Annotated in this window: 24 protein-coding genes; 18 read left to right on the forward strand and 6 right to left on the reverse strand. The window is 73.1% G+C overall.

The window, feature by feature from the left end:
• A partial coding sequence (locus AB0K34_RS25815; RefSeq protein ID WP_364551318.1) for a tetratricopeptide repeat protein occupies nt 1-1,844 on the forward strand: 1,844 nt, incomplete at its 5' end.
• Nucleotides 1,845-1,987: 143 nt separating this feature from the next.
• Complete coding sequence (locus tag AB0K34_RS25820; protein ID WP_138640637.1) at nt 1,988-2,677, forward strand: cyclic nucleotide-binding domain-containing protein; 690 nt, start codon at nt 1,988-1,990, stop codon at nt 2,675-2,677.
• Nucleotides 2,678-2,679: 2 nt separating this feature from the next.
• Here the strand turns inward: AB0K34_RS25820 and AB0K34_RS25825 are convergent, their stop codons facing one another.
• Nucleotides 2,680-3,426 (reverse strand): maleylpyruvate isomerase family mycothiol-dependent enzyme, encoded by a 747-nt coding sequence (locus tag AB0K34_RS25825; protein ID WP_301175204.1) that lies wholly within the window; start codon nt 3,424-3,426, stop codon nt 2,680-2,682.
• Between the two features lie 69 nt (nt 3,427-3,495).
• Here AB0K34_RS25825 and AB0K34_RS25830 point away from each other — a divergent pair, with 69 nt between their 5' ends.
• The 4 genes from AB0K34_RS25830 (at nt 3,496) to AB0K34_RS25845 (ending at nt 8,429) form a co-directional block, all read left to right on the forward strand.
• Nucleotides 3,496-4,287, forward strand: coding sequence for an MBL fold metallo-hydrolase (locus AB0K34_RS25830; RefSeq protein WP_138639621.1), 792 nt, complete (start codon nt 3,496-3,498; stop codon nt 4,285-4,287).
• Between the two features lie 247 nt (nt 4,288-4,534).
• Nucleotides 4,535-7,372: an excinuclease ABC subunit UvrA gene (gene uvrA, locus AB0K34_RS25835; RefSeq protein ID WP_138639620.1), complete on the forward strand. Its 2,838-nt coding sequence runs from the start codon at nt 4,535-4,537 to the stop codon at nt 7,370-7,372.
• A 47-nt stretch (nt 7,373-7,419) separates the two neighbouring features.
• Nucleotides 7,420-7,854 (forward strand): Rieske (2Fe-2S) protein, encoded by a 435-nt coding sequence (locus tag AB0K34_RS25840; RefSeq protein WP_364551321.1) that lies wholly within the window; start codon nt 7,420-7,422, stop codon nt 7,852-7,854.
• An 86-nt stretch (nt 7,855-7,940) separates the two neighbouring features.
• Nucleotides 7,941-8,429 (forward strand): Rieske (2Fe-2S) protein, encoded by a 489-nt coding sequence (locus AB0K34_RS25845; RefSeq protein WP_364551323.1) that lies wholly within the window; start codon nt 7,941-7,943, stop codon nt 8,427-8,429.
• On the opposite strand, the gene AB0K34_RS25850 is transcribed toward AB0K34_RS25845, so the two are convergent.
• Complete coding sequence (locus tag AB0K34_RS25850; RefSeq protein WP_240808299.1) at nt 8,416-9,606, reverse strand: mechanosensitive ion channel domain-containing protein; 1,191 nt, start codon at nt 9,604-9,606, stop codon at nt 8,416-8,418. The two genes, AB0K34_RS25845 and AB0K34_RS25850, sit on opposite strands and share 14 nt — an antisense overlap.
• Nucleotides 9,607-9,779: 173 nt before the next feature.
• On the opposite strand from AB0K34_RS25850, the gene uvrC reads away from it, so the two are divergent.
• The 4 genes from uvrC (at nt 9,780) to whiA (ending at nt 14,694) form a co-directional block, all read left to right on the forward strand.
• Nucleotides 9,780-11,765, forward strand: a complete 1,986-nt coding sequence (gene uvrC, locus AB0K34_RS25855; protein ID WP_138639617.1) for an excinuclease ABC subunit UvrC — start codon at nt 9,780-9,782, stop codon at nt 11,763-11,765.
• On the forward strand, nt 11,762-12,640 hold the full coding sequence (rapZ, locus tag AB0K34_RS25860; protein WP_138639616.1) for an RNase adapter RapZ: 879 nt from the start codon (nt 11,762-11,764) through the stop codon (nt 12,638-12,640). The genes uvrC and rapZ overlap by 4 nt, the downstream gene beginning before the upstream one ends.
• A 37-nt stretch (nt 12,641-12,677) precedes the next feature.
• The gene (gene yvcK, locus AB0K34_RS25865) at nt 12,678-13,655 is read left to right on the forward strand and encodes a uridine diphosphate-N-acetylglucosamine-binding protein YvcK (RefSeq protein WP_171069278.1); all 978 of its coding nucleotides are present in this window, start codon (nt 12,678-12,680) and stop codon (nt 13,653-13,655) included.
• A 61-nt stretch (nt 13,656-13,716) separates the two neighbouring features.
• The gene (gene whiA, locus AB0K34_RS25870) at nt 13,717-14,694 is read left to right on the forward strand and encodes a DNA-binding protein WhiA (protein WP_138639614.1); all 978 of its coding nucleotides are present in this window, start codon (nt 13,717-13,719) and stop codon (nt 14,692-14,694) included.
• A gap of 268 nt (nt 14,695-14,962) precedes the next feature.
• Here the strand turns inward: whiA and AB0K34_RS25875 are convergent, their stop codons facing one another.
• Genes AB0K34_RS25875 through AB0K34_RS25885 form a run of 3 tightly spaced genes read right to left on the reverse strand, consistent with a single transcriptional unit; the run spans nt 14,963 to nt 18,151 of the window.
• Nucleotides 14,963-16,168, reverse strand: a complete 1,206-nt coding sequence (locus AB0K34_RS25875; RefSeq protein ID WP_138639613.1) for a hypothetical protein — start codon at nt 16,166-16,168, stop codon at nt 14,963-14,965.
• Nucleotides 16,158-17,429 carry a hypothetical protein gene (locus tag AB0K34_RS25880; RefSeq protein WP_364551330.1) on the reverse strand — a complete coding sequence of 424 codons (1,272 nt, stop codon included), beginning with the start codon at nt 17,427-17,429 and terminating at the stop codon, nt 16,158-16,160. The genes AB0K34_RS25875 and AB0K34_RS25880 overlap by 11 nt, the downstream gene beginning before the upstream one ends.
• Nucleotides 17,426-18,151, reverse strand: a complete 726-nt coding sequence (locus AB0K34_RS25885) for a hypothetical protein (RefSeq protein WP_138639954.1) — start codon at nt 18,149-18,151, stop codon at nt 17,426-17,428. The genes AB0K34_RS25880 and AB0K34_RS25885 overlap by 4 nt, the downstream gene beginning before the upstream one ends.
• 224 nt (nt 18,152-18,375) lie before the next feature.
• Between AB0K34_RS25885 and gap the strand changes: the two genes are divergently transcribed.
• From gap to AB0K34_RS25910, 5 genes are all read left to right on the forward strand, one after another.
• Nucleotides 18,376-19,383, forward strand: coding sequence for a type I glyceraldehyde-3-phosphate dehydrogenase (gap, locus tag AB0K34_RS25890; protein ID WP_138639953.1), 1,008 nt, complete (start codon nt 18,376-18,378; stop codon nt 19,381-19,383).
• Nucleotides 19,384-19,471: 88 nt separating this feature from the next.
• The gene (locus AB0K34_RS25895; protein ID WP_364551334.1) at nt 19,472-20,659 is read left to right on the forward strand and encodes a phosphoglycerate kinase; all 1,188 of its coding nucleotides are present in this window, start codon (nt 19,472-19,474) and stop codon (nt 20,657-20,659) included.
• Nucleotides 20,660-20,662: 3 nt separating this feature from the next.
• Nucleotides 20,663-21,475: a triose-phosphate isomerase gene (gene tpiA / locus AB0K34_RS25900; protein ID WP_138639951.1), complete on the forward strand. Its 813-nt coding sequence runs from the start codon at nt 20,663-20,665 to the stop codon at nt 21,473-21,475.
• 138 nt (nt 21,476-21,613) lie between these two features.
• Nucleotides 21,614-21,856 (forward strand): preprotein translocase subunit SecG, encoded by a 243-nt coding sequence (gene secG / locus AB0K34_RS25905; RefSeq protein ID WP_089325828.1) that lies wholly within the window; start codon nt 21,614-21,616, stop codon nt 21,854-21,856.
• A gap of 82 nt (nt 21,857-21,938) precedes the next feature.
• Nucleotides 21,939-22,310 (forward strand): RNA polymerase-binding protein RbpA, encoded by a 372-nt coding sequence (locus tag AB0K34_RS25910; protein ID WP_138639950.1) that lies wholly within the window; start codon nt 21,939-21,941, stop codon nt 22,308-22,310.
• A 76-nt stretch (nt 22,311-22,386) separates the two neighbouring features.
• Here the strand turns inward: AB0K34_RS25910 and AB0K34_RS25915 are convergent, their stop codons facing one another.
• On the reverse strand, nt 22,387-23,193 hold the full coding sequence (locus tag AB0K34_RS25915; protein ID WP_364551339.1) for an alpha/beta hydrolase: 807 nt from the start codon (nt 23,191-23,193) through the stop codon (nt 22,387-22,389).
• 86 nt (nt 23,194-23,279) lie between these two features.
• Between AB0K34_RS25915 and AB0K34_RS25920 the strand changes: the two genes are divergently transcribed.
• From AB0K34_RS25920 to AB0K34_RS25930, 3 genes are all read left to right on the forward strand, one after another.
• Nucleotides 23,280-24,008: a TetR/AcrR family transcriptional regulator gene (locus AB0K34_RS25920; protein ID WP_138639948.1), complete on the forward strand. Its 729-nt coding sequence runs from the start codon at nt 23,280-23,282 to the stop codon at nt 24,006-24,008.
• A 78-nt stretch (nt 24,009-24,086) separates the two neighbouring features.
• The gene (locus tag AB0K34_RS25925) at nt 24,087-24,578 is read left to right on the forward strand and encodes an Lrp/AsnC family transcriptional regulator (protein WP_138639947.1); all 492 of its coding nucleotides are present in this window, start codon (nt 24,087-24,089) and stop codon (nt 24,576-24,578) included.
• A gap of 110 nt (nt 24,579-24,688) precedes the next feature.
• A complete protein-coding gene (locus tag AB0K34_RS25930) occupies nt 24,689-25,639 on the forward strand; it encodes an EamA family transporter (RefSeq protein ID WP_364551343.1) in 951 nt (316 codons plus the stop codon).
• Nucleotides 25,640-25,673: the final 34 nt, after the last annotated feature.

The raw sequence follows: 25,673 nt of genomic DNA on the forward strand, positions 1-25,673 counted from the left end.
GGCCCCGCCCCACCGTGCACCGGGGCGGGGCGCGGGGCCGCCCGTCGGCGGACGAGCGCGCGGAGGCGCTCGCCTGGTTCGAGGCCGAGCGGCGCAACCTGGTCGCCGCCGTCCACCAGGCCGCCCGGCTCGGCCTGCACCGCACCTGCTGGGAACTCGCCGACGCGCTGTTCGACTTCCAGGAGTTCCGCCGCTACAGCGAGGACAACATCGCCGTCCAGCAGGCGGGCCTGCACGCCGCCCGCACCGAGGAGGACTGGCCGGCGGCGGCCGTGATGCTGCACAACCTCGCGGTCGCGCACTTCGAGCTGGGCGCCTCCGTCGAGGCCATCGGCTACGGGGAGGACGCGCGCCGCGGGTTCCGGGCCGCCGACCCGCCCGACCCGTTCGGGGACGCCGTCACGCTGGCCACGCTCGCGGACGTCCACGTCGTCCTCGGCCGCTACCTGACGGCGATCGACCACGCGCGGCGGTCCCTGGAGATCCACGAGCGGCTCGGCGACGACGGGGGAGTGGCCAAGAGCCGCAGCACGCTCGCCCGCGCGCACCTGGGCATCGGCGACTACGAGACGGCGCTGGAGCACGCCGACCGGGCGCTCGCCGTCCGGCGCCGGATCGACGACCAGGCGGGCGTGGCCGAGACCCTGATCACCGTGGCCGGCGTCCACCGCCGCCAGGGCAACGTCCACGAGGCCGTGACGCACGCGCTGGAAGCGCTGTCCATCCGGCAGGAGCTCGCTGACATGCACGGCGCCGCGCAGGCGCTGACCGAGCTCGCCCGCATGAACGCCGCGCTCGGGCTGCGCGACATGGCGCAGCAGGACGCCGAGCAGGCCCTGCGCACCTACCGCGCGTTGGGCGGACGCCACGGGGAGGCGCGCGCGCTGACCACGCTCGGGATGCTGATGTGCGAGGCCAGCAAGTTCGCCGAGGCGTTCACCTACTGCGGCGAGGCGCTGCGCCTGCACCGCGACACCAGCGACCGGCACGGCGAGTCCGAGGCGCTCGCGCAGATCGGGATCGTCCACTGGCGGCTCGGGCGGTACCGGGAGGCGCGCGAGCACCTGCTGCGCGCGCTGGAGATCCGCCGCGAGATCGGCGACCAGCACGGCGAGGCCCACGACCTGGAGCACCTGTCGGTCGTGATGCGCCGCCTCGGCCGCCCCCAGGAGGCCCTCGTCCTCGGCCTGGAGGCCCTCGACCTGTGGCACCAGCTCGGCGCGCGCAGCGGCATGGCCGGGACCCTCGGCAGCCTCGCCCGCACCTACTCCTGGCTCGGCCTGCCCGTGGAGGCCGAGCACGCCGCCCGGCAGGCGCTGCACCTGCGCCGCTCGGGCGGCGACTGGTACGGCCTCGGCGTCGGCCTGGACACCCTTGCCGCCGTGCTGCGCCGCGCCGGGCGCCCGGAGGAGGCGCTCGCCGAGGAGTCGGAGGCGCTGCGCTTCCTCGGCGAGGTCGGCGACCGGCACAGCGAGGCCACCGGCCTGGTCCACCTCGCCGCCATCCACCTCGACCTCGGCCGCGCCGACGACGCCCTGGAGACCGGGCGGCGCGCCCTCGACCTCGCCGCCGAGCTCGGCGCCGCCCGCGAGCAGGCGCACGCGCTGCACACGATGGCCCGCGCGTCCCAGCTGCTCGGCAAGCACGCCCGTGCCGTCGAGCACGTCGGCGCGGAGATCGTCGTGCGCCGCGACATGGACGACCGGCGCGGCCTCCGGGCGGCGCTGGAGCTGCTCGGCGACTCCCACCGCGCGCTCGGCGACCGGGCCGCCGCGGCGGACTGCGCCCGGCGCGTCCGCGCCCTCGACAACCTGCTTGAATCGGAAAGATCACTCGACATGTGAAAAGTGAGGTTCGCGCGGAGCTCGTCCATTGATCGGCGGCGGGCGGGGGCCTGGAGGACGGGGTGGTTCTTCCCGCGGACGCAGCGTTCACTTGACGAGGACACGCAGGCGCGTCGCGGCCCCGGCGGGAAGGAGGTGAGAGGGTGGAGACCCCGTTCTGGGACGCGCTGAGCCCGCGTGCCAGGGAGGCGCTGCGCGCCGCCGCGACCCCGGTGGTGATCAGGCCGGGCGCGTTCCTGATGCGCGAGCACACCCGCGCGTCCCAGGTCTTCGTGCTGCGCGCCGGCGCCGTGAAGGTCTGGGTGGACCGGGACGGCGAGACCGCCATCCTCGACGTCCTCGGCCCCGGCGACCTGGTCGGCGAGGTGGAGGCGGCGGACGACGGCATCCGGCACGCCAACTGCGAGGCGATGACCCGGGTGGAGGCGCTCGTGCTGCCCGCCGCCCGGTTCCGCGCCGTCCTGGACGCCCACCCCGGCGCGGTCTGGGCCGTCGCCGCCGTCCTCGCCGAGCGGCTGCGCGACTCCAACGACCTGCGCATCGCCCATTTCCCCGACGACCCCGAGCGCCGCCTCGCCAGTCGGCTGCTGCGGCTGGCCGGCCGGTTCGGCACCCCCGTCAAGGAGGAGGGGCCGGACGGCGCGCCGGAGGAGAGCGTGCACGTCCAGGTCCCGATCTCCCAGCAGGACCTCGGCCGCTGGGCCGGGATGGGCCGCCGGAAGGTCGCGCAGATCCTCGCCGCCGAACCGCTGCGCGACGGCCTCACCGTCGCCCGCAACGCGATCGTCGTCCGCTCCGCCGGCGCCCTGCGCCGCCTCGCCGGCCGCGACTGACGCTAGAACCCCGACGGCGGGTGCGGCCAGGGCGGCGGCACCGGCAGCGGGCCGTCCGGGCGGACGTGCACGCCCTCCCCGCCGGTGCGGCCGGACAGCCAGCCGAGCAGCGCCCGCCCCGACCCCGACGCCTCCGGCCCGCCCGCCGTCCAGCCGAGGTCGGCGGACTCCCCGGAGTCGGTCGCGGTGATCCGGTACCCGGCGAGCTCACCGCGCGACTTGCCCGGCAGGGCCGCCATGTCCGCCAGCGTCGCGGCCGCCGCCCACCGGACGTAGGGCTCGGGCCAGTCGGCGGCCCCGTACCCGGCGGCGAGGTCGACGTGGTGGGCCTCCACCTCGTTCCACCGGCGGTACACCGTGTACCAGGCCGGATGCGCCCAGCCCTGCATCGCCTTCACCGGAGCGTTCCAGACCTCCTCGGGCAGGCTCCGGGCCTGCTCGGCGAACCGCTCGGCGGTCGCGCGGACGTCCGCGACCAGCTCGGCGCCACCGCGCCCCGCGCCCGCGTCGAGGTCGGCGTTGCGCTTGTCCAGGCTCGGGTACTGCGGGATCTCCACGCCCGTCCGCGCCCATTCGAGCAGGTTCCACAGGGAGTCGGCGTTGCGGGCGATGTGCGTGGCGACATGGCCCCGGCTCCACCCCGGCAGCGCCGACGGGCCGCGCAGCCCGGCCTCGCCGAGCCCCTCCAGCGTCCCGATGATGCGCTCCGTGCCCGCGTCCAGCTCCCCGATCACGCCCCGCCAGTCCATGCCCCCTCCTCGGCCGGAAACGACGCTCCATCCTGTCGCACCCGCCCGTCCCGTGCCAGAGTGGTGATCATGGACCTTCCGATCTGCGCGACCTGCGGCGCCCAGTACGGCGGACCCCGGCCCGACTGCCCCATCTGCGAGGACGAGCGCCAGTACGTCGGCTGGGACGGCCAGCGGTGGACGACCCTCACCGAGCTCCGCGAGAACCACCGGGCGCGGATCGCCGAGGAGGGGCCGGACATCGTCGGGATCGGCACCGAGCCGTCCTTCGCCATCGGCCAGCGCGCCCTGCTGCTGCGCGCCCCGTCCGGCAACGTCCTCTGGGACATGATCACCTACCTGGACGACGACCTGGTCCGCCGGGTGAACGACCTCGGCGGCGTCTCCGCGATCGCGATCAGCCACCCGCACTACTACGGCACCATGATCGAGTGGGCGCACGCGTTCGACGCCCCCGTCTACATCCACGAGGCCGACCGCCGGTGGGTGGCCCGCCCCGACGACGCGGTCGTCTTCTGGGAGGGCGACACGCACGAACTGGCGGACGGCCTCACGCTCATCAACGCCGGCGTCCACTTCGACGGCGGCCAGGTGCTGCACTGGCGGGACGCCCGCGCCCTGTTCTCCGGCGACATCCTGCAGGTCGTCAACGACCGCGACTGGGTGAGCTTCATGTACAGCTACCCGAACTACATCCCGGAGCGGCCCCGCACCGTCCGGCGCGCGCTGCGCCTGCTGGAGCCCTACGACTTCGACCGCGTCTACGGCGCCTGGTGGAAGAAGATCGTCTACACCGACGGCAAGGACGCCGTCCGCCGCTCCGCCGACCGCTACCTCAGCTACGCCCTGGACGACGAGTAGCCCCTGTGGGTGGGGTGCCTCATGGGGCGCGTGGGGTTCGGGTGTTGTGGTGGCGGGCGATGTTCGAACACGTGTACGGTTTGGTGTGCCGTCCGGACCGGTGGGGACGGGCGGGTAGCTTCGTGAAATGCGGCGGCGGGCGCCGTCGTTACAGAGTCGGGGGATTCTGTCCTACCCCGTGGCTAGCCTTGAGACGGCCCGTCTCTCTCCCATCGCCGCGCCCCAGAAGAGGAACCGGATTCACACCGTGCATGACCGACTCATCGTGCGTGGAGCACGCGAGCACAACCTGAAGGACGTCTCGCTCGACCTCCCGCGGGACTCCATGATCGTGTTCACCGGTCTGTCGGGGTCCGGCAAGTCCAGCCTGGCGTTCGACACCATCTTCGCCGAGGGGCAGCGCCGGTACGTGGAGTCGCTGTCGGCGTACGCCCGGCAGTTCCTCGGCCAGATGGACAAGCCCGACGTCGACTTCATCGAGGGGCTGTCCCCGGCGGTGTCGATCGACCAGAAGTCGACCAGCAAGAACCCGCGGTCGACGGTCGGGACGATCACCGAGGTGTACGACTACCTGCGGCTGCTCTACGCGCGGATCGGGCACCCGCACTGCCCCGAGTGCGGCCGGCCGATCAGCCGGCAGGCGCCGCAGCAGATCGTCGACCGGGTGCTGGAGCTGGAGCCCGGCACCCGCTTCCAGGTGCTGGCGCCGGTGATCCGCGGGCGCAAGGGCGAGTACCTGGAGCTGTTCCGCGAGCTGCAGTCCAAGGGCTACTCCCGGGCGCTGGTGGACGGGCAGATGATCCGCCTGGACGAGCCGCCCAAGCTCAAGAAGCAGGAGAAGCACGACATCTCCGTCGTGGTCGACCGGCTCTCGGTGAAGGACTCCGCGCGCCAGCGGCTCGCCGACTCGGTGGAGACCGCGCTCGGGCTCGCGGGCGGCACGATCGTCCTCGACTTCGTCGACCTCCCCGAGGACGACGAGCAGCGCACGCGGATGTACTCCGAGCACCTCTACTGCCCCTACGACGACCTGTCGTTCGAGGAGCTGGAGCCCCGCTCGTTCTCGTTCAACTCGCCCTACGGCGCCTGCCCCGACTGCACCGGGCTGGGGACGCGCATGGAGGTCGACCCCGAGCTGGTCGTGCCGGACGAGGAGCTGACCCTCGGCGAGGGCGCCATCCAGCCGTGGTCGAACGGGCACGTGAGCGACTACTTCCTGCGGCTGCTGTCGGCCCTCGGCGACGCCATGGGGTTCGACCTGAACACCCCGTGGCACAAGCTGCCCGCCAAGGCCCGCAAGGCCGTCCTGAACGGGCACGAGACCCAGGTCCACGTGCGGTACAAGAACCGCTACGGCCGGACGAGGTCGTACTACACCGCCTACGAGGGCGTGATCCCCTACATCCAGCGGCGGCATGCCGAGTCCGAGAGCGACTCCAGCCGGGAGCGGTTCGAGGGCTACATGCGCGAGATCCCGTGCCCGACGTGCGAGGGCGCCCGGCTCAAGCCGGTCGTGCTGGCCGTCACCATGGGCGGGATGTCGATCGCCGAGGTCGCCGCGCTGCCGATCGGCGAGGCCGCGAAGTTCCTGCTGGCGCTGGAGCTGAACGAGCGCGAGAAGAAGATCGCCGAGCGGGTGCTCAAGGAGATCAACGCCCGGCTCGGCTTCCTGCTGGACGTCGGCCTCGACTACCTCACCCTCGACCGGGCGTCGGCGACGCTCGCCGGCGGGGAGGCGCAGCGCATCCGGCTCGCGACGCAGATCGGGTCGGGCCTGGTCGGCGTCCTCTACGTGCTGGACGAGCCGTCCATCGGCCTGCACCAGCGCGACAACCACCGGCTGCTGGAGACGCTGATCCGGCTCCGCGACATGGGCAACACGCTGATCGTCGTGGAGCACGACGAGGACACCATCGCCGCCGCCGACTGGATCGTCGACATCGGCCCCCGCGCGGGCGAGCACGGCGGCGAGATCGTCGTGTCCGGCACCGTCGAGGACCTGAAGAAGTCCGACCGCTCGCTGACCGGCGCCTACCTCGACGGGCGGCGCGAGATCGCCGTCCCGCAGATCCGCCGGCCGCGCGCCAAGGGCCGCGAGGTCACCGTCAAGGGCGCGCAGCAGAACAACCTGCGCGACGTGGACGTGGCGTTCCCGCTCGGCGTCCTCACCGCCGTCACCGGCGTGTCGGGGTCGGGCAAGTCGACGCTGGTCAACGACATCCTCTACAACTCGCTCGCCAAGAAGCTGAACGGGGCGAAGACCGTCCCCGGCAAGCACAAGCGGGTCAACGGCGTCGACCAGCTCGACAAGGTCGTGCACGTCGACCAGTCGCCGATCGGGCGCACGCCGCGCTCGAACCCGGCGACCTACACCGGCGTGTTCGACCACATCCGCAAGCTGTTCGCGCAGACCACCGAGGCGAAGGTGCGCGGCTACCAGCCGGGCCGGTTCTCCTTCAACGTCAAGGGCGGCCGCTGCGAGAACTGCTCCGGCGACGGCACCATCAAGATCGAGATGAACTTCCTGCCGGACGTCTACGTCCCGTGCGAGGTCTGCCACGGCGCCCGCTACAACCGGGAGACCCTGGAGGTCCACTACAAGGGCAAGACGATCTCCGAGGTGCTCGACATGCCGATCGAGCAGGCCACCGAGTTCTTCGAGCCGATCAAGGCGATCCACCGGCACCTGAAGACGCTCAACGACGTCGGCCTCGGGTACGTCCGGCTGGGCCAGCCAGCGCCGACCCTGTCGGGCGGCGAGGCGCAGCGCGTCAAGCTGGCGTCCGAGCTGCAGAAGCGCTCCACGGGGCGCACGATCTACGTGCTGGACGAGCCGACCACCGGCCTGCACTTCGAGGACATCCGCAAGCTCCTCGGCGTGCTGAACGGCCTGGTCGACAAGGGCAACACGGTGATCGTGATCGAGCACAACCTGGACGTCATCAAGACCGCCGACTGGATCATCGACATGGGCCCCGAGGGCGGCTCCCGGGGCGGCACGGTCGTCGCCGCGGGCACCCCCGAGGACATCGCCGCGGTCGAGGCCAGCCACACCGGGCAGTTCCTCAAGAAGATCCTCGGCTAGACCGGGGCCGGTTCGAGGCGCCCGCGTCCGTCCACCAAGATGGACCCATGGCAGAGAACGCGACGCCCCGGGCTGCCGGGGACGGGGACATCGGGCGCCGTGCGGTGCTGTACGGCGGCGCCGGGGTGGTCGGCGCGGCCGCGCTCGCCGGGTGCGCCTCCGGCAACGAGGTGAAGTCCGCGCAGGACCTCAAGGGCAAGGAGATCGCGAAGGCCGCGGACGTCCCGGTCGGCGGGGGGAAGATCTACGGGGACGAGAAGGTCGTCGTGACGCAGCCCACGCAGGGCACCTTCAAGGCGTTCACGGCGGTCTGCACCCACCAGGGCTGCACGGTGGGCAGCGTGAGGCAGGGGCTGATCAACTGCCCGTGCCACGGCAGCGATTTCAAGATCACGGACGGCTCGGTGGTGAAGGGCCCGGCGGACAAGCCGCTGCGGGAGTACCCCGTCCAGGTGCGGAACGGCGGCATCGTCGTCACCTGATGTTGGTTCCGGTTTGAACCATCCGGTGCGCTCGTCCGTGCTTCCCGGTGACGGATCGATCGAGGGAACCCACCGGAGGGGCGAGCATGGCAGAGGCGTCCGAGACGCAGGCGGACGGGACGGAGCAGGAGCCGGGGGAGCCGCGCAGCCGCAGGACGCTGCTCGTCGGCGCGGGGCTCGCGGGTGTGGCCGGGCTGGCGGCCGCGTGCGGCGGGTCGGGTGACGGCGGCGGGTCCGGCGGCTCGGACGCCGGTTCCGGGGCGGAGCCGGGCAAGGGCGGGGCGGCCGGAACCGCGCTCGCGTCCGCCGGCGAGATCCCGGTCGGCGGCGGCAAGGTGTTCGAGGACGCCAAGGTCGTCGTCTGCCAGCCGGAGCAGGGCCGGTTCACGGCCTTCTCCGCCGCCTGCACGCACCGCGGCTGCAGCGTCGGCTCGGTGTCCGGCGGGACGATCAACTGCCCCTGCCACGGCAGCAAGTTCAAGATCACCGACGGCTCGGTGGCGAACCCGCCCGCCGACGAGCCGCTGGAGGCCAGGAAGGTCACCGTTCAGGGCGACAAGATCATGCTCGCCTGAGCCGCTTCGGCGGCGGGCCGTCCCCGGCCGGGCCGGCCCGCCCGCCGTCGGGGTCGTCCGGCGCGTTCACGCCGGCCGAGGCGCCGCCCTCCGTGCCCGGCGGGACGTCCGGCGCCGCCCCGTCGGGGGAGGGTGCGGCGCCGTCGGCGACCGGGACCGACCCGACCCGGAACCGGGGGACCGCCTCCGGGTGGTGGTCGCGGATGTAGGCGATGAGATGCTCGCGGATGTCGCAGCGCAGGTCCCAGGTGCTCGCCGAGTCGGCGGCGCTCATCAGCGCGCGCAGCGTGATCAGCCCGTTCGGCTGGGTCTCCACGACCTGCAGTACCCATTCGCGCCGGTCCCACAGCGGGTTGTCCTGGAGCGCCGAGTACAGTTCGGCCCGCAGCTCCTCGACCGGCACCGTCCAGTCCACGTGCAGCTCCACCGACCCGAGCAGGCGGCTGGAGTGCCGGGTCCAGTTCTCGAACGGCTGCTCGGTGAAGTGCGACACCGGGAAGATCATCCGCCGGTCGTCCCAGAGCCGGAGCACCACGTACGACAGCGTCAGCTCCTCGACCCGCCCCCAGGTGCCCTGGGTGACGACGATGTCGTCCAGCCGCAGCGCGTCGCTGAACGCCAGCTGCAGCCCGGCGAGCAGGTTGCCGAGGGTGGGCCGGGCGGCGATGCCGACGACCAGCCCGGCGACGCCCGCCGAGGCCAGCACCCCGGCGCCGACCGCGCGCACGCCCGGGAAGGTGAACAGCGCCGCGCCCACCGCGAGGACCACGATCAGCACGGCCGCGATCCGGCGCAGCAGCAGCATCTGGGTGCGGGCGCGCCGGGCCCGCCGGTTGCGCTCGCCCTCGATCCGCATCAGCCGCTCCAGCGGCGGGTCGCTCAGCGCGTACCCGATCCGCAGGACCAGCCAGGTGGTGGCGCCGATGGCCGCGATCCGCAGCACGTGCCGGACGGCTCCGTCGGGCTGCCCGTGCAGCAGGTGGTAGGGCATCGCGGCGTTGGCGCTGACGACCGCCGCGAACGCGAACGCGGGCGCCGCGACGCGGCGGGCGACCCGGCCCGCGCCCGGCCAGCGGTGCGACAGCCGCCCGGCGAGCAGGCGGCGCCCCGCCTCCACGACGACCACGGACGTGGCGACGACGCCCGCCAGGACGACCCACGCCCAGAGTGCGGACATGTGCGCGGCGACCTCCTCCGACGATCGACGACCTTCGTTCGACCTTCTCTTTCCGCTGCCTTTGCGGTCATCCGACCCGGAAGGGAGATCTATGTCACCCCGGCACCGTCCCCGATCGGGCCGGACGCGCACGGGAGCACGGCGTGTCGGTACCGCCCACTAGGCTTTTGAGCGTGGCAGATCCGGCGACCTACCGACCCGCACCCGGCTCCATCCCGGAGTCCCCGGGGGTGTACCGCTTCCGCGACGAGCACGGCCGGGTCATCTACGTGGGCAAGGCGAAGAGCCTGCGCTCGCGGCTGAACTCCTACTTCGCCGACTTCTCGGCGCTGCACCCGCGCACGCAGACCATGGTGCGGACCGCCGCCCGGGTCGACTGGACGGTCGTCGGCACCGAGGTCGAGGCCCTCCAGCTGGAGTACTCCTGGATCAAGGAGTTCGACCCCCGGTTCAACGTCCGCTACCGGGACGACAAGTCCTATCCGTACCTCGCCGTCACCCTGAACGAGGACTTCCCGAGGGTGATGGTGATGCGCGGCGCGAAACGCAAGGGCGTGCGCTACTTCGGGCCGTACTCGCACGCGTGGGCGATCCGGGAGACGGTCGACCAGCTGCTGCGCGTGTTCCCCGTCCGGACGTGCAGCGCCGGCGTGTTCAAGCGGCAGCACCAGCTCGACCGGCCCTGCCTGCTCGGCTACATCGGCAAGTGCTCCGCGCCGTGCGTCGGCCGCGTCTCGCCGGCCGAGCACCGCCTGCTCGCCGAGGACTTCTGCGACTTCATGGCGGGCAACACCTCCCGGTTCACCCGCCGCCTCGAACGCGACATGCGCGAGGCCGCCGCGTCCCAGGAGTACGAGCGCGCCGCCCGGCTCCGCGACGACATCCGCGCGCTGGAGCGGGCGCTGGAGAAGCAGGCCGTCGTGCTGCCCGACAGCACCGACTGCGACATGATCGCCTTCGCCGAGGACGAGCTGGAGGCGGCCGTCCAGGTGTTCTACGTGCGCGGCGGCCGCATCCGGGGGCAGCGCGGCTGGGTGGTCGACAAGGTCGAGGAGGTCACCACCGCCGACCTGGTGGAGAACTTCCTCATCCAGATCTACGGCGAGATCGAGTCGGTGCCCCGGGAGGTGCTCGTCCCGGCGCTGCCGCCCGACGCGGACGCCATGGCCGAGCTGCTGTCGGAGCAGCGCGACGGCCCGGTGCGGCTGCGCGTCCCGCAGCGCGGCGACAAGAAGGCCCTGCTGGAGACGGTGGCCCGCAACGCCCACGAGGCGCTGAAGCAGCACAAGACGCGCCGCGCGTCCGACCTCACCACCCGCAGCCGCGCCCTCCAGGAGATCCAGGACGCCCTGGAGCTGGACGAGGCGCCGCTGCGCATCGAGTGCTACGACGTGTCGAACCTGCAGGGCACGAACGTGGTCGCGTCCATGGTCGTGTTCGAGGACGGCCTGGCCCGCAAGAGCGAGTACCGCCGGTTCACGATCAAGGCCGTCGAGGGGCAGGACGACGTCCGCTCCATCCACGAGGTGATCAGCCGCCGGTTCCGCCGCTACCTCGCCGAGAGCGAGAAGATGGGCGAGCTGGACCACCTGGGCGATCCCGAGGAGGAGGGCGCGCACCAGCCGATCGATCCCGAGACCGGCCGGCCGCGCAAGTTCGCCTACCCGCCCAACCTGGTGATCGTCGACGGCGGCCCGCCGCAGGTCGCCGCCGCGCAGCGCGCCCTCGACGAGCTGGGCGTGGACGACATCGCGGTGTGCGGCATCGCCAAGCGGCTGGAGGAGCTGTGGCTGCCCGGCGAGGCCGATCCGGTGATCCTGCCGCGCAACAGCGAGGGCATGTTCCTCGTCCAGCGGGTACGCGACGAGGCGCACCGTTTCGCCATCACCTTCCACCGGCAGCGGCGGTCCAAGTCCATGACGGCCAGCGAACTCGATAACGTTCCGGGTCTGGGCCCGGCGCGGCGCGCGGCGCTGCTGAAGCACTTCGGCTCGCTCAAGCGGCTGAAGGACGCGACGCCCGAGCAGGTCGCCGAGGTCCCGGGGATCGGCATGCGCAGCGCCGAGAGCATCGTCGCGGCGCTGCACGGCGGTACCGTCCCGGCGCGCGAGGCGGCGGGCGGCACGGGCGACGGGGAGCACAGGGGGAGACGGGGATGACCAGCGAGACGAAGATCCCGGACATCGTGATCGTGACCGGCATGTCGGGGGCGGGCCGCAGCACCGCGGCCAAGTCCCTGGAGGACCTCGACTGGTACGTGGTCGACAACCTGCCGCCGGGGCTGCTCGCCACGATGGCCGACCTCGGCGGCCGGGTGAAGGACGCGGTGCCCCGCATCGCGGTCGTGGTGGACGTGCGCAGCCGCGCCTTCACCGCGGACCTGCACTCCTCGATCGCCGAGCTGGAGGCGCGCGGCGTCCACCCCCGGGTGGTGTTCCTGGAGGCCGGCGACGCCGACCTGGTGCGCCGGTTCGAGAGCGTCCGCCGCCCGCACCCGCTGCAGGGCGACGGCCGGCTGGTCGACGGCATCGCCCGCGAGCGGGAGCTGGTCCGCGAGGTGCGCGCCGAGGCCGACCTGGTGATCGACACCAGCGGGCTCAACGTGCACGAGCTGCGCAACAAGATCATCGGGTTCTTCGGCAACGACACCGGCGAGTCCAGCCTGCGCGCCACCGTGGTGTCGTTCGGCTACAAGTACGGCCTGCCGGTCGACGCCGACCTCGTCGTCGACTGCCGGTTCCTGCCGAACCCGCACTGGGTGCCGGAGCTGCGCCCGAAGACCGGCCGCGACACCGCCGTCCGCGACTACGTGCTCGGGCAGCGCGGCGCCAAGGAGTTCCTGGACGCCTATTCCGAGGTCCTGCGGCTCCTCGCCGACGGCTACGAGCGCGAGGGCAAGCACTACGTGACGCTCGCCGTGGGATGCACCGGTGGAAAACACCGTAGTGTGGCCATGGCGGAACAGATCGCCGCCCGGCTGCGGGACGAGGGCATCGAGGTGCAGGTCGCCCACCGTGACCTCGGCCGCGAATGAGCACCCGCGGGTCCCGGACGAGGAGAGAAACGGCACGGTGAAGCCTTCTGGCTCGACGGAGGGCCCGAAGGTCGTCGCGCTCGGCGGCGGCCACGGCCTGTACGCCTCCCTGTCGGCGCTGCGCCGCGTCACCGACCGGCTGACGGCCGTCGTCACCGTCGCCGACGACGGCGGCTCCAGCGGGCGGCTCCGCCGCGAACTGGGCGTGCTGCCGCCCGGCGACCTGCGGATGGCGCTCGCCGCCCTCTGCGGCGATGACGAATGGGGCCAGACCTGGCGGGACGTCGTCCAGCACCGGTTCGGCAGTGAGGGCGACCTGAAGGACCACGCCGTCGGCAACCTGCTGATCGTCGCGCTGTGGGAGCTGCTCGGCGGCGCCGGGACCGCCGGCTCCACCGTCGCGGGCCTCGACTGGGTCGGCCGGCTGCTCGGCGCGCACGGCCGCGTGCTGCCGATGGCGGCCGTCCCGATGGACATCGTCGCCGAGGTCCGCGGCGCCGACCCGGCCCGCCCCGGCGAGGTCACCCGCGTCAAAGGGCAGGTGGCGTGCGCGAAGACGCCCGGCAGCGTGCTCGGCATCTCGCTCGTGCCCGCCGACCCGCCCGCGTGCCCCGAGGCGCTCGCCGCCGTCGAGGACGCCGACTGGATCGTGTTCGGCCCCGGCTCCTGGTTCACCAGCGTCCTGCCGCACCTCAAGGTGCCCGCGCTGGCCCGGGCCCTCACCACCGCCCGCGCCCGCCGCGTCGTCGCGCTGAACCTCGCGCCGCAGCCCGGCGAGACCGACGACTTCTCGCCGCAAACCCACCTGGAGGTCCTGCAGGCGCACGCGCCGGACCTGCGGGTCGACGTCGTCCTCGCCGACGGCGGCGTGGTTGACGACCCGGCCGCGCTCGACAAGGCCGTCCAGGCGCTCGGGGGGCGGCTGGTCCTCGCCGACGTCGCCGCCGACGACGGCTCGCCGCGTCATGAACCCGCCCGGCTGGCCCAAGCCTTGGTACAGATTTTCAGCGAGTGACATCCCGCGTGGTCGGCATCGGCCACACTGCTGGGAGTCCGATAGGGGGAGGGTTCATCAGATGGCGATGACCGGTGTGGTCAAGGACGAGCTGAGCAGGCTCACGGTCATGAAGCCGTGCTGCCGCAAGGCCGAGGTCTCGACGCTGCTGCGGTTCGCGGGCGGCCTGCACCTGGTCAGCGGGCGGATCGTGATCGAGGCCGAGATCGACACCGGCGTCGCGGCACGGCGCCTGATCAAGGACATCGCGGAGGTGTTCGGGCACACCTCCGAGGTCGTCGTGCTCGCGCCCAGCGGGCTGCGCAAGGGCAACCGCTACGTCGTCCGCGTGTTCCGGGACGGCGAGTCGCTCGCCCGGCAGACCGGGCTCATCGACAACAACGGCCGGCCCGTCCGCGGCCTGCCCCGGCACGTGGTCGCGGGGGCGGCCTGCGACGCCGAGTCGGCCTGGCGCGGCGCCTTCCTCGCCCACGGCTCCCTCACCGAGCCCGGCCGCTCCATGTCGCTGGAGGTGACCTGCCCCGGCCCCGAGGCCGCGCTCGCCCTCGTCGGCGCCGCCCGCCGGCTCAAGATCCACGCCAAGGCCCGCGAGGTCCGCGGCGTCGACCGCGTCGTCGTCCGCGACGGCGACGCGATCAGCGCCCTGCTCACCCGGCTCGGCGCGCACGACAGCGTCCTCGCCTGGGAGGAGCGCCGCATGCGCCGCGAGGTCCGCGCCACCGCCAACCGCCTCGCGAACTTCGACGACGCGAACCTGCGCCGCTCCGCCCGCGCCGCCGTCGCCGCCGGCGCCCGCGTCGCCCGCGCCCTGGAGATCCTCGGCGACGACGCCCCCGACCACCTCGTCAAGGCCGGCCGCCTCCGCCTGGAGCACAAGCAGGCGTCCCTGGAGGAACTCGGCCAGCTCGCCGACCCGCCCCTCACCAAGGACGCCATCGCCGGCCGCATCCGCCGCCTCCTCGCCATGGCCGACAAACGCGCCACCGACCAGGGCATCCCCGGCACCGAGGCCAACCTCACGGCGGACATGCTGGGGTAGCGCTGTTTACCCAGGGGGGCTGTGTTTTCCCTGGGGGGCGACCCCCTGGAACCCCCGTTGCGAGCCGGTCGATCCTCACGCCACGGTTTCGGTTCTTGTGACCGTGCGGGTCTGCGTCGTGTCGCTGCGGTCGCCCGGCTCGGCGGGTCGGGCGGCCTCCGGGCGCTGGGGCGCCCTCCGGCCGCCCGACCCGTGCCGGGGCTGAGGTTGTGGCACAAGGCTCCTTCAACGGCGCAGGCGATCCTCGCGCAGTGTGGGGCCTGGGGCGTCAGCGGGGGGTGTGGTCGCCTCTGAGGATTCGGGGGACCAGGTCTTCTCTCAGGTGGCCGTAGCCGGTTTCGGCCCAGACGCTCTTGGACGGGTCGGCCTCGAAGTAGGGGACGTCGCGGCCGTCCCGGCGGTCCATGAGGATGTCCGGGGTCTCCTTCGCGCGGGCGGCGCGGGCGCAGTCGCGGCAGGCGTGGACGCGGAGGCGGCGGCGGGAGCCGATGGGGCGCCAGTCGATGCGGGAGCCCGCGTCGCCGTGCAGCGGGTTGAAGAAGCAGAGCGGGCTCGGGGGGATCTCCGGCTTCCCGGCGGCGACGGCCCGGGCGGACGCGAGCGCGTCGCGGCCCTGGTCGACCAGGACGAGCACGCCCGCCAGGTCGGGGACGCCGCGCGCCCGGTCCAGGGTCTTGCCGGCCGCCTGGTAGGCGTCCAGCGCCCGGGTCATCAGCTCGCCGGTCCGCTCCCCGGACACCCGCACGTCGGTGGTGTCGAGGAGCTCGCCGAACGCGATGACCTCATGGGACGCCTGCTCGCGGAGCTGGTCCTCGCTGGCGCGCTTCGCCGTGGAGAAGACCGTGCGGGGTAGGAGCAGCGCGCTGTCGTCACGGCGGACCGAGGCCATGCGGCGGCGGCGCCACAGGAGCAGGCCCGCCACCCCGGCCGCCGCGATCCCGGCGCCGCCCAGTGCGAGGGGGAGCGCGGAGGAGCCGTCGTCGTCCGTGCGGAGGCCCTGTTCGGAGCGTCGCTGGTTGGCGCGTTTCTGGATCAGCGCGGACTGGCGGTCGTACTCCTTCTTCGCGTCGCCCGACAGCATGAGGTCGGCGATCCGGTTGAGGCGGTCCGCGACGGACGCGTCGTCGTAGGCGCGGTCGAAGGACACCGCCCAGGCGGCGTAGCGGGCCTGGTGGTCGCCGCCGAACTCCTTGGCGCGCAGGTCGTCGCCGATGTCGCTGAAGGTGATGTAGACGCCGTCCCGGCCGAGTTTCGCGTGCACGACCGTCGCGAGCTGGTCGTCGTCGCTCCAGGTGCCGCCCTTGACCAGCGGGACGAGGACGACGAACACCGGTACGGGCAGCTTGCGGAACTTGGCGATGAGCCGGTCGCGGTCGGCCTGCGGCAGCGCGGACGCCAGCGAGGGGTCGACGTAGACGGGGGAGCGCCGCAGCGCCGCGGCGAGCCGCTCGCCCGGGGACGGTTCACTCGACACCGAGATACTCCTGGATGCGGGGGATCAGGTCGCCGTCGGCCCCGAAACCGGTGTCCTTCCAGACCCCGGGGACGGCGTAGTGCGGGCGTCGACCGCTGGGGCCGGGGACCTTCAGCGTCCGTTCGGCCAGGGCCGCTGTGCTCTTGCTGGCGCACGTCGAGCAGACGGGGCGGCGCCTGGCGCGGGCGTCGCCCAGTTGCACCTTGCGGCGCTGCGAGGACGGGCCGTGCAGCGGGTTGATGAAGCACGGTGGCGTGGGTGTCGCGGTCTTGCCCGCCAGTGCCGCCCGGCCCTGGCGGGCCAGCACGATCGCTCCGGCGAGGTCGAGCGCGCGTTCGGGGTCCTCGGCGGCGTCGTCGTAGAGGATCTGCGCGACGTCGTAGGCCGACACCGCGTACTCGCGGCCGTGGTTGCCCTCCGCGGCGGCGGGGAGCAGGCCCCGCAGGCGCTCCAGTTCCTTGGCGCCCGTGCGGCGCAGCCATTTCACGGAGGGGTCGGCGGGCGCGTTGGCATGGCTCTCGACGGCCCCGACGGCCGCGGGGGCGCGGGGCCTGCGGCGGTGGCGGCGGTAGGCGGCGGCGCCCGCGCCGGCGCCGTAGAGCACGAGCGCGGCGAACGGGCCGGCGAGTAGCAGGCCGGTGAGGAAGGGGGGCTTGGTCTCGGGCTCGACCGTCCGCAGCGTGTGCTCCTGCCCGAACGGGTCCGGCGTGGTGTAGAGGCGCGGGGTCTCCGGGGTGCGGGACGGGGCGTCCTGGATGATCCGCAGCCGGGTGGCGAGGCGGTCGGCCAGGTCGGCGAAGCGGCGCTCGGAGTCGGCGGGGCGCTGCGCGCGGTCGTCGTCGATGGCGTACAGCCGGCGCGGCACGCCGAACGCCTTCTCCTCGAACCACGCGGACGAGTTGACCAGGACGTAGAGGCCGTCGCGGCGGAGCCGGTCGTGGATCCCGTGCAGGAAGACGTCGTCCCTGCCCTGGCTCTCCGACTCGGACTTGTTCGGGATCACCACCACGTAGACGGGCGCGCCGAGCGCGTCCGCCGCCGACTTCATGGCCGCGCGGACGCGGGCGCGTCCGGCCTCGTCGAGCGCCGAGACCATGTCGGGGTCGATGAAGAGGGGGTCCTTGGCGAGGGCCGCGGCCACCCGGTCCAGCCGGTGCTGCGCGTACGCGGGGATGGGTTCGCTCGCGGCGGCGGGCGCGGTGAGGAGCGGGACGGCCAGCAGCGCGGCCGCGAGGGCGAGGATCCGGATGACGGTGTTCACCGGCGCTTCCCTTGCTTTCCGGCCTTCTTCGCGTTCACTGCCGGGCGCCTGCTGTGGCGCCGCCATCGCAGCCACAGCAGGAGGAGCAGGAGGGGGACGCCGCTGAGGGCCGTCCCGGTGGCGAAGGCGTTGCGCTCCGCGCGGGCCGCCTCGCGCTCGGAGCGCTCGCGGGCGTCCAGGGCGATGCGGACCTTGGACTTCGGGCGCGGGCCCGCGTTCTCGTACCGCTCCTTGGCCTGCCCGGACAGGGCGATCTCCACGAACCGCTCGATCGCCGCGACCGCGCCCGCGTCGTTGGGCAGCTCGTACATCGCGGCGCGCATCGCGTCCTTCACCGGGAGCGTCGCCCCGCCGTACTGGACGGCCGAGAGCGACGTCTGGGCCGGGTCGGCGACGATGTAGACGCCCGGTTTGCCGAGGCTGTCGTGCAGGAGCGGGACCAGGTCGTCGGTCGAGTAGCGGTCGACGAGGTAGGCCGGGGTCACCGCGGTGTAGACGGGCACGCCGAGGCGGGCGACCGCCTTCTTGATCCGCTGGGCGGCGTCCGGCGGCAGCGCCCGCGGCGCGTGGTCGGTCACGTACACCGGGTCGCGGCGCAGCTCGGCGGCGAGGTGGTCGACGCGGCTCACCGGCTTGGCGCGCTCCAGCGGGGCCGCCGCCGCGGGCGGCGCCGCGCACGCGAGCAGCAGGCCGATCACCAGAGCAGAGCACGCGCGCCACATGGTGGGCGAGTGTAGTGATGATCGACGAATGCCGTGAGCTGGGGTGCGGGCGGAGAAATCCCCCGGCCGGGGGACGGCGGACTCACCCGTGAAAACCCACACCACCGGTGTCGGGCTACCCGCGAGTCATTGGATAGGGTCGAGGGCGGGGGAGAACCCCGGAATCACCGTAGTTGACAGTCCGGGTTCATGCCGGGCGATACGACGTGAGGGAGAGCCGTTCCGTGACCATCCGAGTAGGCATCAACGGGTTCGGCCGGATCGGCCGCAACTTCTACCGCGCTGTCAAGGCGAGCGGGGCCGACATCGAGATCGTGGCGGTCAACGACCTGACCGACAACGCCACGCTCGCCCAGTTGCTCAAGTACGACAGCATTCTCGGCCGTTTCCCCGAGGACGTGCGCGCCACCGCCGACGAGATCGTCGTGGGCGGCAAGGCGATCAAGGCGTTCGCCGAGCGCGACCCCGCCAACCTGAAGTGGAGCGATGTCGGCGCCGACATCGTCGTGGAGTCGACCGGTTTCTTCACCGACGCCACCAAGGCCAAGGTGCACGCCGACAACGGCGCGAAGAAGGTGATCATCTCCGCCCCGGCCAAGAACGAGGACGTCACGGTCGTGCTGGGCGTGAACGATGACAAGTACGACCCGGCGCAGCACACCGTGATCTCCAACGCGTCCTGCACCACCAACTGCCTGGCCCCGCTGGCCAAGGTGCTGCACGACAACTTCGTCATCGAGAAGGGCCTGATGACGACGGTGCACGCCTACACGCAGGACCAGAACCTGCAGGACGCGCCGCACAAGGACCTGCGCCGCGCCCGCGCCGCCGCGCTGAACGTCGTGCCGACCTCCACCGGCGCCGCCAAGGCCATCGGCCTCGTGCTGCCCGAGCTGAAGGGCAAGCTGGACGGCTACGCCCTGCGCGTCCCGGTGCCGACCGGCTCCGCCACCGACCTGACCGTCACCGTGTCCCGCGACGTCACGGTCGAGGAGGTCAACGAGGCGTTCAAGAAGGCCGCCACCGAGGGCGCGCTGAAGGGCTACCTCACCTACACCGAGGACCCGATCGTCTCCAGCGACATCGTCACCGACCCGGCGTCCTGCATCTTCGACTCCGGGCTGACCAAGGTCATCGGCGACCAGGTGAAGGTCGTCGGCTGGTACGACAACGAGTGGGGCTACTCCAACCGCCTCGTCGACCTCGTCAAGCTCGTCGGCTCGCAGCTGTAACCGAAGCCGTCGCCGCCGTGGCCGCGGCGCGCCCGGGAGGGGGCGCGCGGCCACGGCGCGGCCGTGTACGGAAGGACATCGCATCCCGATGCGCACCATTGACGATCTCGACGTCGCCGGGAGGAAGGTGCTCGTCCGCGCGGACCTCAACGTCCCGCTGAAGGACGGCGCCATCACCGACGACGGGCGGATCCGGGCCAGCCTGCCGACGATCGAGGCGCTGCGGGCCCGGGGCGCCAAGGTCATCGTCTGCGCCCACCTCGGCCGGCCCAAGGGCGAGGTCAAGCCCGAGTTCTCGCTCGCCCCCGTCGCGGCGCGGCTGGGCGAGCTGCTCGGCGCGGACGTGGCGTTCGCGTCCGACGTCGTCGGCGACTCCGCCCGCGCCGCGGCCGAGGGCCTCGCGGACGGCGGCGTCGCGCTGCTGGAGAACCTGCGCTTCGAGCCGGGCGAGACCAGCAAGGACGACGCCGAGCGCGGCGCCTTCGCCGACCGGCTGGCCGCCCTCGCCGAGATCTACGTCGGCGACGGGTTCGGCGCGGTGCACCGCAGGCACGCGTCGGTGTACGACGTGCCGCGGCGGCTCCCGCACGCCGCCGGCGGGCTGATCGCCGCCGAGGTCGAGGTGCTCAGGAAGCTCACCGAGGACGTCGCCCGCCCCTACGCGGTCGCGCTCGGCGGCTCCAAGGTGTCCGACAAGCTCGGCGTGATCGACAACCTGCTCGGCAAGGCCGACCGCATCCTGATCGGCGGCGGCATGGTCTTCACCTTCCTCAAGGCCCAGGGCCACGAGGTCGGCAAGAGCCTCCTCGAAGAGGACCAGCTCGACACCGTGCGCGCGTACCTGCGGCGGGCCGAGGAGGCGGGCGTCGAGTTCGTGCTGCCCGTCGACATCGTCGCGGCCACCGCGTTCGCCGCCGACGCCGACCACGCCGTGGTCGCCGCCGACGCGATCCCCGCCGACCGGCTCGGCCTCGACATCGGCCCCGAGTCCGGCAAGCTGTTCGCCGCGCGCCTCGCCGACGCCCGGACGGTGTTCTGGAACGGCCCCATGGGCGTGTTCGAGATGGAGCCGTACTCGCACGGCACCCGCGCCGTCGCGCAGGGCCTCATCGACTCCGGCGCGTTCACCGTGGTCGGCGGCGGCGACTCGGCCGCGGCCGTCCGGCAACTCGGCTTCGACGAGGCCGCCTTCTCCCACATCTCGACCGGCGGCGGCGCCAGCCTCGAATACCTCGAGGGCAAGACGCTGCCCGGCCTGCAGGCCCTGGAGGACTGACCGATGGCCCCCGCGACCTCTTCTTCCGGCAAGCAGAGCGGCCGCAAGCCGCTCATGGCGGGCAACTGGAAGATGAACAACAACCACCTCGAGGCGATCGCGCTCGTCCAGAAGATGGCGTTCGCGCTCAAGGACGCCGACTACGACGCCGTCGACATCGCCGTGATCCCGCCGTTCACGGCGATCCGGTCGGTGCAGACGCTCGTGGACGCCGACCGGCTCGCCATCCAGTACGGCGCCCAGGACGTCTCCCAGCACGCCTCCGGCGCCTACACCGGCGAGATCGCCGCGTCGATGCTCGCCAAGCTCGGCTGCGACTACGCCGTCGTCGGGCACTCCGAGCGCCGCCAGTTCCACGCCGAGGACGACGCGGTCGTCAACGCCAAGGCCAAGGCCGCGCTCGCCGCCGACATCACCCCGATCCTGTGCATCGGGGAGGGCCTGGAGGTCCGCAAGGCCGGCGAGCACGTCCGCCACTGCCTGACCCAGCTGGACGGCGGGCTGGAGAAGATCCCCGCCGACCAGGTGCGGCGCACCGTGATCGCCTACGAGCCGGTCTGGGCGATCGGCACCGGCGAGGTCGCCACCCCGCAGGACGCGCAGGAGGTCTGCGCCGCGATCAGAACGCGGCTCGCCGAGCTGTACGACGGCGGATTGGCCGACGAGGTGCGTATCCTGTACGGCGGTTCGGTCAAGAGCGGCAACGTGGCCAAGCTCATGGCGCAGGACGACGTGGACGGCGCCTTGGTCGGTGGTGCCAGCCTGGACCCGGGAGAATTCGTCAAGATCTGCCGGTACCGGGATCTCCCCGTCTGATCAAAACTGATCAATTCTGCGTGAACTGGGGGTTCTTGCCGAACCAGCGGGTAGTTCGTCGTACCCTTCGTAGCTGACGGGTAAACCGCCCGGCTCGACCCTCCGTCCCCGACCTACAGACAAAGGCGCTGAAGAATCGTGATCATCGCAACGTCCATCGTGCTCATCGTCACGAGCCTGCTGATGGTGGTCCTCGTCCTGATGCACAAGGGCAAGGGCGGCGGGCTGTCGGACATGTTCGGCGGCGGGGTGTCGTCGTCCCTGGGCGGGTCGTCCGTGGTCGAGCGCAACCTCGACCGGCTGACGGTCGGCGTCGGGGTGCTGTGGTTCGCCTCGATCGTCGTGCTGGGGCTGCTGTTCAAGCACAAGGGCGTCGGCTGAGCCACCCGTCTGACATTTGCGATCGCCGCCGCCGTCCCAGGAGGTCACGGACGGCGGCGGAACACCGAGCGAGGAGTATTCCGTGGGTAGTGGCAACGCGATTCGGGGCAGCCGCGTCGGGGCCGGTCCGATGGGAGAGGCGGAGCGCGGCGACGCCGCCCCCCGTGTCTGGGTGACCTTCTACTGCGCCAACCGGCACGAGACCCGCCCCAGCTTCGCGACGGACGTCGCGGTCCCCGAGACGTGGGACTGCCCGCGCTGCGGGTTCCCCGCCGGCCAGGACGCGGAGAACCCCCCGGCGCCGCCGAAGACCGAGCCCTACAAGACGCACCTGGCGTACGTGAAGGAGCGCCGGAGCGACGAGGACGGCGAGGCCATCCTGGAGGAGGCGCTCGCCAAGCTCCGCGAGAAGCGCGCCGCCGTGAAGCAGGCCATGGAGGCCGCGGCCCGCTAGCCGCACGCGCACCGCACCGGCGTCATCCGGCCCGGCTCCCCGGAAGGGGCCGGGCCGTTCGCGTCCCCGCGCCGCCCTAGGACGTCCACAGGGCGCGGAGCGCCGCGTTCACCGCGTCAGGCCGCTCCACGTGCGGGTAGTGCGCCGCGCCCGGGATGCGCACGAGCCGCGCCCCGATCCGCTCGGCCGTGACGCGGGCGCACGCCATCAGCGGTGCGCCGCCCCGCTCCCGGTAGAGGGCGGGCGCGCTCTCCCAGGTCCCCGACAGTACGAGCTTCGGCCACGGCGCCGCGGCGAGTTCGGCGACCGGGATCGGCGCCTCCCAGCACAGCCGTTCGCGGAGCGCCGCGCCGGCCGCCCGCAGCCGTTCCGGGGTCGGCTCCAGCGGCGGCATCCCGGCCGAGTCGGCGGCGGCCCTCAGGTAGTCGCCGGCGGTCACGTCCGCGGGGACGTTCGCGATGGCCTCCCGGTTGGCGCGCAGCGCGGCGGCCACGACCGGGTCGTCCGCCGCCGCCTGGTACGAGCCGGGCTCGATCAGCGCCAGCGACAGCACCGCCTCCGGGCGGCGTGCGGCGGCCAGCATGACGCCGACGGCGCCGTAGGAGTGCCCGACGAGATGGGCGCCGTCGCCCATCAGCCCGGCGATGTCGGCGGCGTCGGCCCGGTAGTCGCTCGCGTACTCCGCCGAGCCCGTGCCGGCGCTGCGGCCGTGGCCGCGGCGGTCCACCGCGAGGACGCGGAAGCCGTGCCCGGCCAGGGGCCGCTGCGCCGCGAAGCCGAGAAGGGGGTCGTCGCCCCAGGCCGTGGAGCCGTGGACGAGCAGCGCGCGCGGCCCCGTCCCGCCCGTCTCGTCCCACACTGTCGCGTGCACGTCCGCCACCATCAGCGCTCCATTGAACGGTGTTCAGAGTTACTGAACACTGTATAAGGGAAGCTGAACGACGTGCAGCCCGGGGCTAGGGTGGGGGCATGCCCACCGACTCGCCCTCCGTCTGGCTGCGCCCCGAGCGTCCGTCGCGCGACCGGCGGCTCAGCCGCGCGCGGATCGTCGCCCAGGCGGTCGGCATCCTCGACGCGGACGGCGTGCGCGGGCTCTCCATGCGGCGGGTGGCGTCCGAGCTGGGCGTGACGGCGGGCTCGCTGTACTGGTACGTCGACACCAAGGACGAACTGCTGGAATTGGCCCTGGACGAGGTCCTCGGGGAGACGCTCGCGGAGGTCCGTGCGGGCGGCGGCGCCGAGCCCTCTGGGGACTGGCGCAACGCGCTGGGCACCCTGGCCCGGACGCAGCGCGCGATGCTGCTGCGCCACCCCTGGGTGCTGTCCGGACTGTCCGGCCGGCCCTCCCTCGGCCCGAACGCGCTGGCGCTCAGCGAGGCCGGGCTCACGATCCTGGCCGGCGCCGGGTTCACCGGGCCCGACCTGGACGCCGCGCTGTCCGCCGTCACCGACCACGTCCTCGGCGCCGTGGTGGCGGAGACGTCCTGGCGGGCCGCGCTGGAGCCGGCCGGCGGCGCCGCGCGGTGGCGCGAGCGGGCCGCGGAGTACCTGAGCCGGGTCGCGGACGAGCATCCGCTGCTGGGCGCCCGGATGTCCGCCGCGGGGGAGGTCGACGCCGGACGCGAGTCCGAGCGCCGGTTCGGCTTCGCGCTCGACTGCCTGCTGGACGGTCTGGAGGCGCGGCTCTCCGTCGAATAATCTTCGGAGGACGGGGCCTCCGGGCGTGGTTCGCGCAACGGGAGTTCGGCATCGGCGGAGGAATCGGGAGGGGCACCGGTGGACGCGGTCGATCAGGCGATCCTGCGGCGGTTGCAGCGGGACGGGCGGCAGACCAACCGGGAACTGGCCGAGGCGGTGGGGATCGCGCCGTCCACGGCGCTGGAGCGGACGCGGGCGCTGCGGGCGCGGGGCGTCCTCACCGGGTTCCACGCCGCCGTCGACTTCGAGCGGCTCGGCCGCGGGGTGCAGGCGCTGATCTCGATCCGGATCCGGCCGCAGTCGCGGGAGGCGATCGAGTCGGCGCGCGACGGCATGGCCGCGATGCCCGAGGCCGTCGGGGTCTTCGTCGTGACCGGCAACGAGGACCTGCTGGTCCATGTGGCGGTGCCGAGCACCGCCTACCTGCGCGACTTCGTGCTGGACCGGCTGGCGCGCCGCAAGGAGTTCGTGGACGTCCGCACCACGGTGGTCTACGACTACGTGCAGCCGGTGGAGCAGTCCGAACTTCCGGCGGCGGGCACGCGCGAGAGCCGAACGTCCTACAGCTGAGCGATGCTTTGCCTGCCGCGAGGCGAATTATCACCGGGTGAGGGCAGCTAGTCCGAACGTGTGACTGCTATGCAGACTTCATTCCCGCATGTCCTTCTAGGTTCGGTCTCATGGACCGACGAAACGATGTGTCGGGGCCGCTGCTGGTACTGGCCGCCGGGGTGCTCTGGGGGACGGTCGGGCCCGCGCAGGTGCTGGCCGCGCCGGACGCGGCCCCGGTCGCCGTCGGCGGGGCGCGGATCATGTCCGGCGGGCTGGTCCTGGCCCTGCTGGTGCTCGCGCTGGACCGGCGCGCGTTCCGCACGCTGACCCGGCGGACGTGGGCGCCGCTCGCGGCGGCCTCCGCCGCCACCGGGACGTTCCAGGCGGCGTTCTTCAGCGCGGTCGACCGCACCGGCGCCGCCGTCGCGACCGCCGTGGTGTTCGGGCTGGCGCCGGTCTCCACCGGGCTGTGCGAGCGGCTCGTGCTGCGGACGCGGCTGAGCCGCCGGTGGTGGGCGGGGACGGGGTGCGCGGTCGGCGGCGTCGCGCTGCTGATGGTCCCCGGGCCGGCCGTCCACGTCGACCCGGTCGGGGTGCTGCTGAGCCTCGCCGCCGGGACGTGCTTCGGCGTCTACACGGTGTCGGCCAAGGTCCTCACCGGACGGGACGCGGGGATGGCCGCCGCCGTGTCGGTGACCCTGCTCGCCGGGGGAGCGGCGCTGCTGCCCTGGACCCTGGCGGAGCTGCCGGCCCTCGCCGCGCCCCGGTCGGCGGTGCTGGTCGGCTGGCTCGGGATCGCCGCGACGGCGGCCGCGTACATGTTCTTCGTCACCGGCCTCGGCCGGGTGGCCGCCGCGACCGCCGGGACGCTGAGCCTCGCCGAACCGCTCGTGGCCGCCGCCCTCGCCGTCGCCGTGCTGGGGGAGCGGCTGTCGGCGCCGGTCGCCGCCGGGTCGCTGCTCCTGCTCGGCGGGCTGTTCGTCGTCTCCGTCCCGGCCCGGCCGCGGGCGGCCCGTTATGATGGCGTGCACGTGACTGGCGCAGTGAAGGTGGAGACGACCACCGGGGAGCGAAACTAGTCCGCACACCGCGCGCCTGGGTGTACGGGTCCCG

Origin of the sequence: Actinomadura sp. NPDC049382, assembly GCF_040677125.1 — a bacterium.
Taxonomy (GTDB): Bacteria; Actinomycetota; Actinomycetes; order Streptosporangiales; family Streptosporangiaceae; genus Spirillospora; species Spirillospora geliboluensis.